At 73.1% G+C, this 15,758-nt stretch carries 19 protein-coding genes; 14 read left to right on the plus strand and 5 right to left on the minus strand.

Features of this window, described 5'->3' with window-relative positions; genetic code table 11:
* The first annotated feature begins 312 nt into the window (after positions 1-312).
* The 3 genes from AB0912_RS34855 (at position 313) to AB0912_RS34865 (ending at position 2,211) form a co-directional block, all read left to right on the plus strand.
* Entirely contained in the window at positions 313-651 is a 339-nt protein-coding gene (locus AB0912_RS34855; protein WP_366707147.1) for an STAS domain-containing protein, read from the plus strand.
* A 70-nt stretch (positions 652-721) separates the two neighbouring features.
* Complete coding sequence (locus AB0912_RS34860) at positions 722-1,471, plus strand: hypothetical protein (protein ID WP_366707149.1); 750 nt, start codon at positions 722-724, stop codon at positions 1,469-1,471.
* A gap of 251 nt (positions 1,472-1,722) precedes the next feature.
* The gene (locus AB0912_RS34865; protein ID WP_366707151.1) at positions 1,723-2,211 is read left to right on the plus strand and encodes an SRPBCC family protein; all 489 of its coding nucleotides are present in this window, start codon (positions 1,723-1,725) and stop codon (positions 2,209-2,211) included.
* Between the two features lie 95 nt (positions 2,212-2,306).
* Here the strand turns inward: AB0912_RS34865 and AB0912_RS34870 are convergent, their stop codons facing one another.
* Together AB0912_RS34870 and AB0912_RS34875 are read right to left on the minus strand one after the other, a co-directional pair.
* Positions 2,307-2,612 (minus strand): ANTAR domain-containing protein, encoded by a 306-nt coding sequence (locus tag AB0912_RS34870; RefSeq protein WP_366707153.1) that lies wholly within the window; start codon positions 2,610-2,612, stop codon positions 2,307-2,309.
* Between the two features lie 167 nt (positions 2,613-2,779).
* Positions 2,780-3,922, minus strand: a complete 1,143-nt coding sequence (locus AB0912_RS34875; RefSeq protein WP_366707155.1) for an aromatic acid exporter family protein — start codon at positions 3,920-3,922, stop codon at positions 2,780-2,782.
* Between the two features lie 721 nt (positions 3,923-4,643).
* On the opposite strand from AB0912_RS34875, the gene AB0912_RS34880 reads away from it, so the two are divergent.
* From AB0912_RS34880 to AB0912_RS34910, 7 genes are all read left to right on the plus strand, one after another.
* Positions 4,644-5,642, plus strand: a complete 999-nt coding sequence (locus AB0912_RS34880) for an acyl-CoA dehydrogenase family protein (protein ID WP_366707156.1) — start codon at positions 4,644-4,646, stop codon at positions 5,640-5,642.
* Complete coding sequence (locus tag AB0912_RS34885) at positions 5,639-6,415, plus strand: PIG-L family deacetylase (protein WP_366707157.1); 777 nt, start codon at positions 5,639-5,641, stop codon at positions 6,413-6,415. Before AB0912_RS34880 ends, AB0912_RS34885 begins: the two co-directional genes overlap by 4 nt.
* Positions 6,412-7,026: an SAM-dependent methyltransferase gene (locus tag AB0912_RS34890; RefSeq protein ID WP_366707159.1), complete on the plus strand. Its 615-nt coding sequence runs from the start codon at positions 6,412-6,414 to the stop codon at positions 7,024-7,026. Before AB0912_RS34885 ends, AB0912_RS34890 begins: the two co-directional genes overlap by 4 nt.
* Positions 7,023-7,796 (plus strand): glycosyltransferase, encoded by a 774-nt coding sequence (locus tag AB0912_RS34895; RefSeq protein ID WP_366707161.1) that lies wholly within the window; start codon positions 7,023-7,025, stop codon positions 7,794-7,796. Before AB0912_RS34890 ends, AB0912_RS34895 begins: the two co-directional genes overlap by 4 nt.
* Positions 7,797-7,927: 131 nt before the next feature.
* On the plus strand, positions 7,928-8,488 hold the full coding sequence (locus AB0912_RS34900) for a DNA starvation/stationary phase protection protein (protein ID WP_366707163.1): 561 nt from the start codon (positions 7,928-7,930) through the stop codon (positions 8,486-8,488).
* Positions 8,489-8,625: 137 nt separating this feature from the next.
* On the plus strand, positions 8,626-9,192 hold the full coding sequence (locus AB0912_RS34905; protein ID WP_366707165.1) for a type 1 glutamine amidotransferase domain-containing protein: 567 nt from the start codon (positions 8,626-8,628) through the stop codon (positions 9,190-9,192).
* 48 nt (positions 9,193-9,240) lie between these two features.
* Positions 9,241-9,840 (plus strand): SpoIIE family protein phosphatase, encoded by a 600-nt coding sequence (locus AB0912_RS34910; RefSeq protein WP_366707167.1) that lies wholly within the window; start codon positions 9,241-9,243, stop codon positions 9,838-9,840.
* A 22-nt stretch (positions 9,841-9,862) separates the two neighbouring features.
* Here the strand turns inward: AB0912_RS34910 and ppk2 are convergent, their stop codons facing one another.
* Complete coding sequence (ppk2, locus tag AB0912_RS34915; protein WP_366707169.1) at positions 9,863-10,819, minus strand: polyphosphate kinase 2; 957 nt, start codon at positions 10,817-10,819, stop codon at positions 9,863-9,865.
* A gap of 192 nt (positions 10,820-11,011) precedes the next feature.
* Here ppk2 and AB0912_RS34920 point away from each other — a divergent pair, with 192 nt between their 5' ends.
* Entirely contained in the window at positions 11,012-11,218 is a 207-nt protein-coding gene (locus tag AB0912_RS34920) for a hypothetical protein (protein WP_366707171.1), read from the plus strand.
* Between the two features lie 175 nt (positions 11,219-11,393).
* Here AB0912_RS34920 and AB0912_RS34925 read toward each other — a convergent pair whose 3' ends face one another.
* Positions 11,394-12,326 (minus strand): LysR family transcriptional regulator, encoded by a 933-nt coding sequence (locus tag AB0912_RS34925; protein WP_366707173.1) that lies wholly within the window; start codon positions 12,324-12,326, stop codon positions 11,394-11,396.
* 70 nt (positions 12,327-12,396) lie between these two features.
* On the opposite strand from AB0912_RS34925, the gene AB0912_RS34930 reads away from it, so the two are divergent.
* Positions 12,397-13,284 carry an SDR family NAD(P)-dependent oxidoreductase gene (locus tag AB0912_RS34930; protein WP_366707175.1) on the plus strand — a complete coding sequence of 296 codons (888 nt, stop codon included), beginning with the start codon at positions 12,397-12,399 and terminating at the stop codon, positions 13,282-13,284.
* 12 nt (positions 13,285-13,296) lie between these two features.
* Here AB0912_RS34930 and AB0912_RS34935 read toward each other — a convergent pair whose 3' ends face one another.
* Positions 13,297-13,965, minus strand: coding sequence for a helix-turn-helix domain-containing protein (locus AB0912_RS34935; protein ID WP_366707177.1), 669 nt, complete (start codon positions 13,963-13,965; stop codon positions 13,297-13,299).
* Between the two features lie 124 nt (positions 13,966-14,089).
* Here AB0912_RS34935 and AB0912_RS34940 point away from each other — a divergent pair, with 124 nt between their 5' ends.
* Together AB0912_RS34940 and AB0912_RS34945 are read left to right on the plus strand one after the other, a co-directional pair.
* On the plus strand, positions 14,090-15,223 hold the full coding sequence (locus AB0912_RS34940; protein ID WP_366707179.1) for an NAD(P)/FAD-dependent oxidoreductase: 1,134 nt from the start codon (positions 14,090-14,092) through the stop codon (positions 15,221-15,223).
* A gap of 194 nt (positions 15,224-15,417) precedes the next feature.
* Entirely contained in the window at positions 15,418-15,669 is a 252-nt protein-coding gene (locus AB0912_RS34945) for a DUF5133 domain-containing protein (protein WP_366707181.1), read from the plus strand.
* Positions 15,670-15,758: the final 89 nt, after the last annotated feature.

Consider the following 15,758-nt stretch of genomic DNA (forward strand, 5'->3'; position numbering starts at 1 on the left):
GCGACGACGCGGAGCGTCGGCAACCGACGACAACGCCGCAGATGTGCGTGCCCTGCCCCGCGACCCGCCACATGATCCAAACGACACGCCCTAGACGTCATGGTGTCGGACAGGACCACGGCGGGTGACTCGGTGCGCCGTCTCCCAGGCCGCTCCGCTTCTTCCGGGAACACCTGACCGGTCTTCCGGGAACACCTGACCGGCGAGCCCGTCGACAAAAGCCGACCCGAACTCGGCCGGCCCGGTCGAGTAACCCTCGCTCGCATGGGCACTCGGCCACGCATGGCTCAGGGAAGCGGTGTCGGCTCGCGTATGGAGCTTTCCGTTGGAGTGGGATCGGGAGTGGGAGTCGGAGGGGCGAAAGGGCGGACGGTTGTGCGGGTGGTGGGGGAGGTCGATCATCTGACCTCGCCTCGGCTCGCGGACGGGCTGGAAGCCGTGCTGGCGGGGGGTGCCGGATGGGTGGAGGTGGAGTTCGCCGGGGTCTCCTTCTGCGACTGCGCCGGACTCGGTGTCCTGCTGCGCGCACGGCGCCAGGCCGAGGCCGCCGGCGTACGCCTTCACCTCGGTGGCCCGTTCCAGCCGAGCGTCGGCCGGCTTCTGGCGCTGACGGAACTGACCCCCGTGCTCACATCTCCGGCCGGGGAGTGACGACAGCCCCCATCAGGGGGCGAGAACGTACGCGGACAGAGGGCGCGGTCGCGTCCGAGGGAGGGAAACCATGAGCGGAAACAAGAGTGCCGCGATGCTGGCGGTCGTCGGCGGTTCGGTGCTGATGCTGGCCGGCTGCGGAGGCGACTCCGGGGCCGAGGACCAGCCCTTCGCCGGCAAGAGCGCCGACCGGATCGCCGCCGACGCCGTGAAGGCGACCGGACAGGCGGAATCGATGCACGTGACCGGTACCGTGCGGCAGACGGCGGGGGAGGCCCTGGACGTGGATCTGTCGGTGGACCGGCGCAAGAACTGCCAGGGCACGGTAAAGACGGCCGACGCGACGGCCGAGGTGCGCCATGTCGACGCCACGCTGTATCTGCGGGGCGACGAGGGCTACTGGAAGAACGCGCTCAAGGGCCAGGGGCAGCGCGACACCCTCGTTCCGAAACTCAGGGACAAGTGGGTGAGGGTGCCCACCGACGCCTCCGCGACCGAGGGCCTGTGCGACAAACAGGCCCTCGTGGCGTCGATGGACGAGGACAAGTCCGAGCGGAAGGGCCTGAAGAAGTCGTCCACGACGACGGTGGGCGGCGAGAAGGCCATCCGGCTGACGAAGAAGACGGCGAACGGCGAGACGCTGACGCTCTTCGTGGCGACGGAGGGCAAGCCGTACATCCTGCGCACCACCACCAGCGGCGGGAAGAACCCCAACACCGCCACCTTCAGCGACTACGGCAAGCCGGTGAACCCCCGGAAGCCGTCCGCCGGGGAAACCGTCGACCTCAAGGACCTCGCCTCCTCCGGACAGGCGGACTGACCGGAAGAGCGAGGCCACACCCGACGGCCCGCCCGTCACACCCGCCGATGCGGGTCGCGCCCGTCATGCCCGTCGCGACAGAAACATCCGGCAACACCCCGGCATGCCATCGCCCGACGGGGGCACTCGCCCGATATGTGCCGGTCGCCGGAATGTCCGCCGGAATGTCCGCCGGAATGTCCGCCGGAAAGTCCGCCGGAGTGTTCGTCACCGACTATTCGACACGCGATGCGCTATGCGAGGGGGCTGTCGTGGCCATTCGACACCAGGTGATCGAGCGGTCGCCCGAGGCCGTCTGGGCGGTCCTGGAAGACCCCCGGCTGTACGCCGAATGGGTCGTGGGGACCTCAACATCCCGTCCGCTGGACGAACGATGGCCGCAGGTCGGCTCGCGCCTGGGCTATGTCCTGGGGCGCGGCCGGCTGACGTACGAGGGGCGGACGGTCGTGCGCCGGGTGGAGCCGCTGCGATGGCTGGAACTGGAGGCCGACAGCGGCCGTCTCGGCACGGCGCGGATCGCCATCGAGGTACGCACCTGGGGCCCGCACACCCTGGTCCTGGTGGACGAGCATCCGCTGCGCGGCATAGGCGGCGCCCTGCACACCGCCCCGCTGGAGGTCCTCATCCAGTTGAGGCACCGCAAGATGCTGGCCCGCCTCGCGAAGGTCGTGGAGGAGCGCGCCGTTCCCGCGACGCCGCCCGAAGTGCCCGCGACCGACGGCTTCGCCCGCCGGGCATGAGGAGACGCCCGGGCGGACGCGGTGGCGGACCGGATTCTTTCGGCTGATGCCCTGCGCGAGGTCCGCCTGGCGCCTCGAACCCCCGGCATGACGGCTCACACGCCGACCTGCGGAGACTCCCTGTGTCCCGCGAGCTGCCGGTCCAGTTCCGTGCGGAGGTCGGCGCACAGCCGTCCCGTACGGGTCCACTCGATCAGCAGTTGTGCGACGTGGCGCAGCTTGATGCCGGTGTGCCGCGACAGTTCGCGGAGGATCTGCTCCGCCTGCTCCGGCGCCAGCCGGCCCATGGCCACGACGATTCCCACGGCATTGTCCAACACGGCGCCGTGGCGCGTCGTCTCGTGCGGGTGTGTCCCGTCGTTGCGCAGATCCCCCACCAGCTCTGTCACGCGGTCGTCCACGCGGTCCTCCAAAGAACCCGGAGCGGCTTGTCTCGACTCGACGAGGGGGACGTCGCACGCGTCACCGCGTTCACGGGTGGTGCCGTCCGGAGGTCTGCTCGTCTCGACATGTTTGCCCCGAATTCGCCGGAACATCACCTGCCGGAGACCCGTGACATTCCGAGCCTTCAGCCCTGGCCGCTGGGCATACCGGAAGCGTCACGGAGCAGACACAGGAGCTGCTGTCCTGAGGCGCTCAGGGCGCCGACCGTGACCACCGTTTCCGGGTCCTCGTCGGCCAGGCCGGACTTGAGGCTCTCCAGCGCCCGCTCGGCGCGGTCCCGGGCGGCGTCCCGCCGCGCCCGGTCCGCAGTGTCGCTGGGCAGGCCCCACCGCGTACGGTCCCATTCGCAGACGTCGGCGACCGCGCTGAGGAGTTCCGCCAGCAGCTTCAGCCGGTCCGCCGGAGGCTGGGCGAGCCCGCGCTCGTCGCCGGCCGCCGCGGCGAGGTTGTCCACGATGGCGGAGGTCCGGTCCACGAACCGTTCCCAGTAGACGTCGTGGTCGATCGACGGAGGCTCACGGAAGCCGCGGCGCAGCCGTTGGCCCGGGTTGAAGCGGTAGCTCTCCCGGTTCCAGACCCGCGCGTCGCGCAGCCCTTCCAGCAGCGCGGAGATACGGGCCATCCAGCTCCGCCACCGTGCCGTGTCCTCCTCGGCGTACTCCTTCGCCAGATCGTGCGCCATCGTCCGCAGCAGCGACGAGTTCGCCCGGGCCAGGGAGGTGAGCGCCTCCTCCACTCCGCGCAGATGCACGGGCGGGAGGAAGAGGGCGTTGACGGAGATGCCGATGACGGCGCCCACGGCCGTCTCCGCGAGACGGTGCACCATGTCCTCGCCGGAGAGCGTCCCGTAGGCGAGCGCGAAGATCACCGTGGTGGGGGCGTAGACGCCCTGGTCGCCGAAGCGGTTGTGAAGGCCGAGCAGCGCCGCCGCGGGCAGGGCGAGGGCCATGGCCGCCATCACGTCGCCGGTGACCGCGGCGGCACCGGCCGCGAGGAGGGTGCCCGCCGTGATCAGCGCGAACTGCTGGACGCCGGTGCGCACCGAGCGGTAGACCGTGCCCTGGACCAGGGCCACGGCGGTCCACGGCGCCATCAGGGCCATCGGCGCCTCCCACCAGGCACCGACCACGGCCCAGGCGGCGACGGCGGCGGCAGCCGCCTTGAGCGCCTGTACGCAGGCGTCGCGCTCCCGGCCCGCCGAGGTGAACGCCCGGCGCAGGGAGGCGGCGGTCGTCGCCGTCTCCCAGCCGAATCTGCGCATCCGCATGCGTGATCTCCTGACAGAGTTGATGGGACAGAGCTGGGCTTCCGGACCGAACGCCTCGTCCGAACGCCTCGTCCGAACCGTCGGGCGAACGCGTCGGCCGAGGGCGAGGGTGAGGACGTCAGCGGCGACCGGGGTGAGGGCGGCGACCAAGGGGAGACCGGAGGCATCCCGCCGGTCCGCCGGTCCGCCGGACCGGCTGCCACCCGTCCGCAGGGCGCGGCTCACCCGGGCAGCCCAGGCCGGCCGAGGCCTGGTCAGCCCGGGCCCGGCCCGGCCCCCACACCTCGCCGCCAGGCCACGGCCATCCAGGTGCCACCATTCCGCCGAGGTATGCCGACCGAGACGTGTCACACAGCCGGCGAACCCGCGAAGTGGCGGCTGTCCGTGTGCTGCCGGATGCTGGCTGTACACGGCGTCCGCCCACTCCGGCGACGAGACCGACAGCCGGGCCGCGGGAGACCCGGGCGACAACGGACCGGGGCCGTACGGAACCGGGCCATAGGGAACCGGGGCCGTAGGGAACCCGGGTCGTATGTAGCCCGTGTCGTACGGAACCCCGGTCGCGGAGGACCCGGCCCGGCGCCGCCGCGCGGTGCCCGGAGGACGTCCGGACCAGGAGTGCCGACTTCCGGACCAGGAGTGTTGGGTGTTTTGAGCCCGGGTCTGCGGATACTCAGACGCCTCCCGACACCCCCGACGACGTACGCAGGAGGCCCGCGTGATGATCACGCCGTCCCAGATGCCTGATCACCTCCGCGCGCCGGAACAGCGCGCGGCCGGCCTCTTCGCCGACTTCGTCGAGCGCGAGGCCGCGGACGTACCGCTGCCGGGCCGCTCGACGCCGCGCCGCTTCGCCGTACTCCTGGCCCTGGGACGCCGGGACCTGTCGCTGGCACGGCTCGCGGAGGGGCATCTCGACGCCGCCGCGATCCTGCATGAACTGGGTCACCCGGTGCCCGCCCCCGGCGAGAGATGGGGCGTGTGGGCCGCGCGCCCGCCGGGCCCCGGCACCCACGCCACCCGCACCGACCGGGGGTGGACGCTCAGCGGCGTCAAGCCGTACTGCTCCGGCGCCCACGCCTGCACCCACGCCCTGGTCAGCGCGGACGCCGAGGACGGCTACCGGCTGTTCGCCGTCGACCTGGACCACCCGGGCGCGCGGCCGGTGGAAGGGACCTGGCCGGCCATCGGCATGGCGGGCAGCGACAGCCTGGAGATGTCCTTCACGGACGTGCCCGCCCAGGCGGTCGGCGAGGTGGACGGCTACCTTGAGCGGCCCGGATTCCAGCACGGCGGCATCGGCGTCGCCGCCTGCTGGCTGGGCGGCGCCCACGCCGTCGCCGCGCCCCTGTACGAGCGGGGCGCCGCGGGCCGGCTGAACGCCCACGCCGCCGCCCACCTCGGCGCGGTCGACGTCCTGCTGACCACGGCTGACACGGTCCTGCGCCGGGCGGGCGAGGACATCGACGACGACCCGCTCGACGCCCGCGGCGAGGCCCGGCTGCGCAGCCTGCGCGTGCGGGCCCTCGCCGAGAAGGTGTGCACCGAGGTCCTGGACCACGTCGGGCGGGCCACCGGCGCCGGGCCGCTGTGCCACGACGAACGGCACGCCCGCGCGGTCGCCGATCTGACGGTCTACATCCGCCAGCACCACGCCGAGGCGAACCTCGCCGAACTGGGCCGCCTGGTCACCTCGGACGCGCCGGAGGCGACGCGATGAGTGCCGTGGAAACCGCCACAGACGAGGCGAGACGAGCCGCCGCCGCGGCCATCGACGCACGCGGCACGGACGAGACCGAATGGCTCGCGGCCCAACTCCCGGACCGCCTGCCCCACTTGACGCTCCCCGCCGGACCCGTGGTCGTCGTGGCCGCCCATCCGGACGACGAGGTGCTCGGCTTCGGCGGTGCGACGGCCGCCCTCCTCGCGGCAGGCCGGGACGTCCACACGGTGTGCCTGAGCGACGGAGAGGCCTCCCACGGCCCGCTGCCGCCCGCAGGACGGGCCGCGCTGGCCGCACGCCGCCGCGCCGAACTGGCCGCCGCGCTGCGCGAACTCGGCGACCTGCCGGCCCCGGTGCACGGCGGCCTCCCGGACACCGGCCTCGACCGGCACGAGGACCGGGCCCAGGACGTGATCGGGGAACTGCTCGACGCCGTCGGGGCCGCGCTGTGCGTGGCGCCCTGGGAGGGCGATCTGCACAGCGACCACGAGGCGGCGGGACGGGCCGCGCGGAAGGCCGCCCGCGACCGTGCCGTGCCGGTGTGGTCCTACCCCGTATGGATGTGGCACTGGGCGCGCCCGCATGACGACCGCGTGCCGTGGGACCGCGCCGGCGTGCTCCCGCTCACCGAGACCGCCGTCGCCCGCAAGCGGGCCGCGCTGGCCCGCTTCACCAGCCAGCTGGAGCCCCGGGGACCCGGCGTCGCGCCGGTGCTGCCACCGCAGGAGATCGCCCACCACACCCGCGCCTTCGAGACGGTGATCCGTTGAACACACCCGCCGGCTACTTCGACGACCAGTACGCCGATGCCGTCGACCCGTGGCACCTCGGCGAGCGGTGGTACGACCGCCGCAAGTACGACCTGACCGTGGCGGCCCTGCCCCGCCCCCGCTATCCGCGCGCCTTCGAGCCGGGCTGCTCGGTCGGCGTGCTCACCGAACACCTGGCCGCCCGGTGCGAGAGCCTGCTGTCCACCGACCGGGTCCCCTCGGCCGTCGACGCCACCGCACGGCGCCTCTCCGGCCTGGACCACGTCACCGTCCGCACGATGACGGTGCCCGACGAGTGGCCCGAGGGTTCCTTCGACCTGATCGTGCTGTCGGAGATCCTCTACTACTTCGACACCGGCACCCGTACGCGACTGCTGCGCCGGAGCACGGAGAGCCTCGCCGAGGGCGGCCACCTCGTCACCGCGCACTGGAACCACCCGGTGCCCGAGCACACCTGCACCGGCCGCGACATCGCCGACCGTCTCGACTCCGTCACCGGCCTGCGCCGCCTCGCCCGCTACGACGACCCCGACTTCACCCTCACCGTCCACGAACACCGGCCCGGACCCGGCCCGGTGCTCTCGCCGGCCCGCGCGGAAGGCCTGGCGTGACGCCCGCCGCCATCGCCGTCGTGATCCCGGCGCACAACGAGGCACGGCGCGTACGGGCCTGCCTGCGCAGTGTGCGGGCCGCCGTGGCGGGCGTGGCACCGGTGACCGTGGTGACCGTGGTCGCGGCGGACGCCTGCACGGACGCGACGGCGACGCTGGCCGCCGCCGAGGGAGCCCAGGTCGTGACCACCTGGAGCCGCAACGTCGGGGCCGCGCGTGCGGCCGGCGTCGACCACGCCCTGACCCTGCCCGCGCTCGCCGGACCGGACGTGTGGCTGGCCATGACGGACGCCGACAGCACCGTCCCGGCGACATGGCTCGCCGACCAGATCGCGCTGGCCGGGCAGGGTTACGACGCCGTCCTCGGCACCATCCGGCTGGCCCCCACCACCGCCGGCGCCCCGCACGTGGCCCGCCACGACGCCGACTACTTCCGCACCCGCCGTCCCCGCCCGCACCCGTCGGACTGGGAGCACCCGCACGTGCACGGCGCCAACCTGGGCGTCTCGGCCGCCGCCTATCTGCGGGTCGGCGGCTTCGCCCCGCTGCCCACCGGGGAGGACCACGACCTCGTCCTCCGGCTGACCGCGGCAGGCCACCGCATCGCCCGCACCGACCGGCACCCCGTGCACACCGCGGCCCGGCTGCGCGGCCGGGCCCCGGGCGGCCTGGCGGACCTGCTCGCCGCCCTCCGCGACCCGGTCTCCGGCCGCACCGGAGCCGCCCGGCGCCACCGCCCCGCTCCGCCGGACCCCGTGAAGCTGTCCTGACAGGGGCGATCCGACCCGGCCCGGCAGGTGGCCCGCGCCTCCCGGTACGTACGTGCCCAGGGTGATGGATTGCGTCTCCCCATCCCGGGTACCCAGAGTGGGCAAACCGTGCAAGAACAGGAGATACGTCCATGGCTCACGAGGGCAACCCCCGCTACACCGTCCCCGGCCTCACGGTGGAGGACGCCGGCTCGCTGATCGAGCTGCTGCAGCAGCGACTGCACTCCCTCAACGATCTCCACCTCACGCTCAAGCACGTCCACTGGAACGTGGTCGGCCCCCACTTCATCGCCGTCCACGAGATGCTCGACCCGCAGGTCGACCGCGTCCGGGCGATGGCCGACGACGTGGCCGAGCGCATCGCCGCGCTCGGCGGAATCGCGTACGGCACCCCGGGCGCACTGGTCGAGGCACGCGCGTGGGAGGACTACAGCGTCGGCCGCGCCGACGCCATCGCCCACCTCGGAGCGCTCGACCTCGTGTACACCGGGCTCATCGAGGACCTGCGGGCCGGGGTCAAGAAGGCGGGCGACCTCGACCCGGCCACCGAGGACCTGCTCATCGAGCAACTGCGTGACCTGGAGCAGTTCCAGTGGTTCATCCGGGCGCACCTGGAGACCGCGGGCGGCACGCTCGCCACGGCCGGCGCCACCACCGAGAAGGACGCCGCGAAGCAGTCCGTCTCCCAGTGACATCCCCGGCACGGACGGCTGCCGCCGGTGACGGCCGGGCCCACCCGGCACGGCCCCACCGGCGCCGGCCGTCCCCGGCGTGACCGCGCCCCGCGGAACGCCGCACCGCCGACAGAACGAGAGGAAACCGCATCACCATGACGGACAAGCCGCTCAACGGTCACCGCGTACTGGTCCTGGTCACCAACTACGGTGTGGAGCAGGACGAGTTGGTGGTCCCGGTCAACCGGCTGAGGGAGGATGGCGCGGACGTCACCATCGCCGCCGTCTCCGCGGACCCCATCCAGACGCTGGTCGGCGACAAGGACCCCGGTGAGGCCGTGGCCCCCACCACGACCCTCGACGCGCTGGACCCGGACGGCCACCAGCTCCTGCTGATCCCCGGCGGCACCATCAACGCCGACCAGCTCCGGCTCGAGTCCAAGGCGCTGGAGACGGTCAAGGCGTTCGCCGAGTCGGGCCGTCCGATCGCCGCGATCTGCCACGGCCTCTGGGCGCTGGTGGAAGCCGGCGTGCTCGACGGGAAGACCCTCACCTCCTACCCCTCGGTGCGCACCGACGTCCGTAACGCCGGCGCCAAGGAATGGGTCGACGAGGAGGTCGTGAGCGACAGCGCGAACGGATACACCCTCGTCACGTCCCGTACGCCCAAGGACCTGGACGCGTTCGTCGGCGCTGTCGGCAAGGCTCTCGTCGGCGGCTGAGCCGGCACCGGCTACCTGTGCGTACCGCCGGCCGACCGCGGGCGCGCCTTGGGCACCCTCACGCTCCTCACCTCGGGGGAGGACGCCTTCGACGGGCACACCGTCGCGCCGGCGGAGGGACTCGCCCGGCGCGCCGCCTCGGCCGCCGTCAACGCGCGCCAGTACACCCAGCGCGTCGCCCTCGCCCGCGACCTCCAGGCCGGTCTGCTCCTGCCCGAAGTGCCCGCGGTCCCTGGCGCGGACATCGCCCCCCCCCACTACCACCCGGCCGGCGAGGGCCTCGGCATCGGGGGCGACTTCTACGACGTGTTCCCGCTCGCCGGCGACCGCTGGGCGTTCATGGTCGGCGACGTGTGCGGACGCGGCGCCATGGCCGCCATCACCACCGCCCTCGTCCGTCACACGGCCCGCGCGGTCGCCCCCCTCGTGCCAGGACCCGAAGCCGTGGTCGACGCCGTCAACCGGGCGCTCCTCAACCGCGACGGCGAACTCCTCGGCGAGGAACGCCTCGCCGACGCCCTGCCCTTGGACCGCCCCGCCGCCCGGGACGTCATCGACGCCGTCATCGAGACGGTCCGCGCGTTCACCGGCGGCCGGCACGGCGACGACGACCAGGCGATCCTGGTCCTGCCGTCAACTCCGCGCTGACCAGGGCGGTTTCGGGCGGGTGTCAGCCGGTGGTGCCGGGATGCTGCCCCGGGCCTTCGGTGTGCGGGGCGAGGGGAGTGGGGGAGAGGGCGGTGTCCTCCTCACCGGGTTCGAGGAGGGTGTCCGCCGGGCCGATGATGAGCGGGTCCGGTGTCCCGACCGCCTCCGCGTCCTTGTTCCGGTAGTCGACACGGGCGAGGAGGCTGCGCATCGCCTCCAGCCGGGCCCGGCGCTTGTCGTTGCTCTTCACGACGGTCCAGGGGGCGTGCTCGGTGTCGGTCGCCCGGAACATCTCGATCTTCGCGAGGGTGTAGTCGTCCCACCGGTCCAGTGAGTCCAGATCGGTGGGGGACAGCTTCCACTGCCGTACCGGGTCCACATGACGGATGGCGAAGCGGGTGCGCTGTTCGGCGCGGGAGACGGAGAACCAGAACTTCACCAGGATGATCCCGTCCTCGACGAGCATCGCCTCGAAGGCGGGACACTGCTTGAGGAACAGGTCGTACTGGTCCTTGGTGCAGTAGCCCATCACACGCTCGACACCGGCGCGGTTGTACCAGGAGCGGTCGAAGAAGACCAGCTCGCCCGGCCCGGGCAACTGGGTGGCGTAGCGCTGGAAATACCACTGCCCCGCTTCCCGTTCGGTGGGCTTGTCCAGGGCGACGATCCGGGCGCTGCGGGGGTTGAGCCGCTCGGTGAACCGCTGGATCGTTCCGCCCTTGCCCGCCGCGTCGCGCCCCTCGCAGACGACGATCACCCGCGCGCCGGTGTCCCTGGCCCAGCGCTGGAGCTTGAGCAGCTCGATCTGCAGAATCCGCTTCTGCCGTTCGTACTCCTTGCGTCCGACCTTTTGGTCGTACGGGTGGTTCTGCCGCCAGGTCGCGATCGGCCGGCCGGAGTCGTCCAGCAGGATCGGGCGCTCGGGGCTGCTCTCGTCGACCGTGAGCCCGTCCAGCAAGGTGCGCTGAGCGTCGTCCATCGTCCACCTCTCGGCCCGGTCCGCCGTGCTCCGGGCACGCCCGGATCGGTGCGCCCGTTGCGTGGGGTTCCCCGGAAAGCGCAGGCCAGTCCTCCGGTCCGGGGTGCCGCCGCAGGGGGTAGCGCCGGGCTTTGCGGGCACCCGTCCGGCGGCGGGCGGAGTCACCGCGTCGCCGTCGAAGGGAGCGCAGTGATGGATCCACTGGATACGCGGAGTCAGGGCATGGGCGTGTGCAAGGCCTGCGGGAGCCGGCCCGCCGTCCCGGCCCGGAACGGGACGGCGCTGTGCGAGCACTGCGCCACGGTCCTGGACCTGCCGGACCACGCGGGCCTGGTCGTGGACGAGGGAGCGGGCGTCCGGCGCGCGTTCGAGAACCGGGGCGGGCAGCCGGACCACTGACACAGGTGGGCCGCATACTCCGTGGCCGGTGAGGTGCACATCTCGTGGCAGGGAGCCGCATCCTCCGTGGCAGGCGAGGTGCCACCCCGTGACAGGTGAGCCGCGCCCCGTGTAGCTGAGCGCACACCTCGCTGCCGTACAGCGTGCCCCGCACCCATGCGGGCGGCGCCGTCCCTCAGGAAGGCGCGGCCGACGTTTCGAGGTCCAGGGCCGCCGCGCGCAGGGCGGCCGCCACGCGGGTGACGGGCTCGGCCGGCGGACCGGGGAGCCGGGCCAGGAAAAGGCGGCGCGTCTCCTGCGGACCCCCGTGGACGGGCAGGACACGGACGCCCGGCGGCGCGGCGGACGCCATCGTGGCCGGCAGGGTGGTCAGGCCGCAGCCGGCGGCCACCAGGTGGAGCTTGGCGAGCCAGTCCCGGGCGGTATGGGTGATCTCGGGCCGCTCGTCCAGCCCCGGCCAGACGCCGAGCAGCCGGTCGTCGCCCGAGGAGGCACTCGCGATCCAGCGCTGACCGCGCAGGTCGGCCACGTCGACGGAGTCGGCCCGGGCGAGCGGATGGCCGGCGGGCACCGCCAGGCGCAGGGGGCGTTCCGTGAGCGTGCGCAGCGCGAGCGGCGGGGTCTCGGTGTCCGGCGGCCGGAACGGCGGGGCCGAGGCGAGCAGCGCCAGATCCAGGCTGCCGGCCCGGAGGGCACGGGCGAGCGCGGGTGTGGTGCCCTCCCGGCCGACCACCCGCAGACCCGGGTCCGAGCGCCGCAACGCGGCCAGGGCACGGGGCAGCAGGACGGCCCCGACGCTGGGCAGCCACCCGAGACGGACCGTGCCGGCCTGTTCCGGCAGTCCGGACAGCTCCCTGGCGGTCGCCTCGATCTCGTCCAGTACGACCGTCGCGCGCCGCAGGACGATCCGCCCGGCCGGGGTGAGGCGCACGCCGTCCCGGCGCCGCTCCAGCAGTTCGGCGTCGGCCGCCCGCTCGATCGACGCGATCTGCCGGGACACCGCCGACTGGGTGTAGCCCAGCGACACGGCGGCCGAGGTGAAGGTCCCCTGCTCGGCCACGGCACGGAAGACGCGCAGCGCGGTGAGTGACACATCCGTGAAGTCCATGATGTTTGCGCATACTAGCTGTGCCTGACTTTCGTTGGACTCATGGATCGCGGATTCCTAGCGTGGAGACATGAACGCTTCTCGCGTCGCCCTCGTCACGGGCGCCAACCAAGGACTCGGCCGCGCCCTCGTCGAAGGGCTGGCGGCCCGTATGAACCCCGACGACCTGGTCCTGCTCACCGGCCGCGACGGCGGGCGGGTCGCGGACGCCGCGCGGGAGGTGGCGGAGCTGCCGGGCACACGTGCCCAGGTGGCGGGCCGACTCCTGGACGTCACCCACACCGCCGCCATCGCCGCCCTGGCCCAGGACCTCGCGACCCGCCACGGCGGAGTCGACATCGTGTTCTCCAACGCCGTCGCCCGGGTGCTGCCCGACGAGTCACAGGCCGCGCGCGCCGACGAGTTCATCGACGTCTCCAACACCGCCACCCACGCCGTGCTCCGCTCCTTCGCCCCGGTCCTGCGCCCGGGCGGCAGCCTCCTCGTGGTGGCCAGCACCCTCGGCACCCTCGGCCACCTCGACCCCCGGCTGCACCCTCTGTTCGACGGCGCGGACCTCGACCGGGTCGAGCGCGCCGTCGAGTCCTGGCGGAGCGCCGTGCACAGCGGGACCGCCCAGGAGGCCGGCTGGCCGGTCTGGCTGAACGTGCCCTCGAAGGTGGCCCAGGTCGCCGCCGTACGAGCGCTCGCGGACGAACGCCGGGAAAGCGACCTCGCCTCCGGGACCCTCGTCGCGGCCGTGTGCCCCGGCCTGGTGGACACCGCCACCTCGCGCCCCTGGTTCAGCGACTTCAGCCACGCCCAGTCGCCCGGCCACGCCGCCGAAGCCCTGCTCGACCTCGCCCTCACCGACCAGGCCGACCCCGCCCTCTACGGCGAGCTGGTCCGCTTCGGCAAGGCCCTGCCCTGGTACGACGGAACCCCTCCGGTCGAGCAGGACAGGATCGTCACTCCCTGAACGACGACCCGGTCACCCCTGAGCGGCACCCGGGGCCGGCGCCCGGCCGGCGCTCCCGGCCCGGCGCGGCGAGCCGGAGGCGACGGCCGTCCAGCCGTTCTCCAGCAGGTCGAAGGCGCGGCCGATGGCGGCGCGGGGGTCGTCGTGGCCGTGGGCCGTGCGCGGGGCTTCGAGGGCGAAGTGGGCCAGCGCCGCGCAGGCGGGGTCGCCGTCGGGCAGGCCGCTCTCCTCGGCGATGACGCGGGCCAGGGCGTCGGTGTGCCGCAGCCACATGGCCTGGACGTAGTCCCGCAGGGCCGGCGTCTTCTCGATGAGGTCCGTGAAGGCGCTGAACCGGCCGTCGGCGTCGGGGATGGCCACGCGCAGACGCAACGCGTGCTCGCGCAGAGCGGCCGGGATCGACTGACCGGCGGGCCGGTCCCGTACGGCGGAGAGCAGCCGGGCCTCCTGATCGGACTCCTCGTCGAAGACCAGCGCCTCCTTGACCGGGAAGTGCTTGAAAAGGGTCGTGGTGGACACGTCGGCGGCGTCGGCGATCTCGCGGATGCCGACGTCGTCGTATCCGCGCGCCAGGAAGAGCCGCAGCGCGGCGTCGGCGATCGCCTGACGCGTGGCGGCCTTCTTGCGCTCGCGGCGCCCGACCGGAGCCGCGGCGGTGGGGGAGGTCTCTGTCTCGGGCATACCCCGGACTCTACCCCTTGGGTTGACCGACTTCAAAAGTGCAACTGTTGCACTTAGTGAGTCGTTGTGCTCTTCTGGAACGGCGGCGAGCCGACCGGCCCCGCCACACGGACGGAGCACCGCCATGACCACCACCACGACACCCCGCGTCGCCCTCATCGGAGCCGGCCCGGGCGGCCTGACCTGCGCCCGGATCCTGCAACGGCACGGCATCACCGCGACCGTCTACGACCGCGAGAGCGGACCCGACGCCCGCGACCAGGGCGGCACCCTTGACCTGCACGAGGACAACGGCCAGACAGCCCTGCGCGAAGCCGGCCTGCTGGAGGAGTTCTTCCGCATCTCCCGCCCCGAGGGACAGGAGATGCGCCAGATGGACCCGGCCGGAACACTCCTCTTCCATCACACCCCGGAAGCGGGCGAACGCTTCAAGCCCGAGATCGACCGGGGCCAGTTGCGCGATCTGCTCCTCGGCTCGCTGACGCCCGGCACCGTGCGCTGGGGCCACACCCTCCGCTCCGTCGACGGACCCGCCGACGGACCGAGGCGGCTGCACTTCACCGACGGCACCACGGTCGAGGCCGACCTCGTCATCGGCGCCGACGGCGCCTGGTCCAAGGTGCGCCGGGCCATCTCCCCGGCCGTCCCCCAGTACAGCGGCATCAGTTTCCTCGAAGCCTGGTTCCACGACGTCGACAGCCGGCACGCCGACATCGCCGAACTCGTCGGCCAGGGCGGCGCCGCCGCCGCGGACGGCGACCGGGGCCTGTTCGCCCAGCGCAACAGCGGCGACCACATCCGCGTCTACGTCATCCAGCGCGTGCCCGTCGACTGGATCGGCGCCGCCGGACTGACCATCGAGGACACCGACGGCATCCGCGCGCTCCTCCTGGACCGCTTCCGCGACTGGTCGCCCAGGATGCGCCGGCTCCTCGGCGACAACGACGGCCGCTATGTCGACCGCCCGATCTTCGCCCTGCCCGTCCCCCACACCTGGGAACACAACCCGACGGTCACCCTGCTCGGTGACGCCGCCCACCTCATGCCCCCGCTCGGCGTCGGCGTCAACCTCGCCATGCTGGACGCCTGCGAACTCGCCCTCGCCATCGCGGAGAACGCCACCGTCGACGCGGCGATCCGCGCCTACGAGAGCACCATGCTTCCCCGCTCCCACGAGACGCAGAAGCTCCTCGACAACGGCGCGGCGGAACTCCTCTCCGCCGAACTGCCCGACTTCGCCACCGACGAAGCCCGCTGAGCGCGGGTCAGCCCTCCCCGCCGGCCGCCGCCATCTCGGAACGCAGTGGCATAGACCTCCCGGCGCGGGGCACTTGAGGATCTGCGTGACCCGACTCCGGACCGGGAGTGGCGTCATGCGCCATTCAAGCGGCCTGTTTCTCGCGGCGACGGCCAGCCGTCCGCGCGAGCGTGTTCAGGGGGAGAGGGAGCATCATGATCCTGCCGGCGGAGAGGGAACTGCGAGCGGTACTGGCCCGGTTCGCGGAGGTGCGCATCGAACACGATGTACGCCCCACCGGGCGTACCAGCCGCGCACTGGACGACGTCACCTACACGCTCTGCGTCATGACCGGGGCGCGGACGGCCGAACAGGCCCTGCGCGCGGCGGACGCCCTGCTGGAGCGGTACGGCACGGACCGCGAGGGCGCGGTCGCCACCCAGGCGGACGAGACGCTGGCGGCGTAGTGGCGTAGCGGCGGACACGCGCGACTCCCGCGCATACTCGCGCCCCGCGCGGCCACCTGGGCGCCGCGCGGCCACCCGGGCGCCGCGCG

The sequence above is a fragment of the Streptomyces sp. NPDC007084 genome, from assembly GCF_040703595.1.
GTDB lineage: Bacteria > Actinomycetota > Actinomycetes > Streptomycetales > Streptomycetaceae > Streptomyces.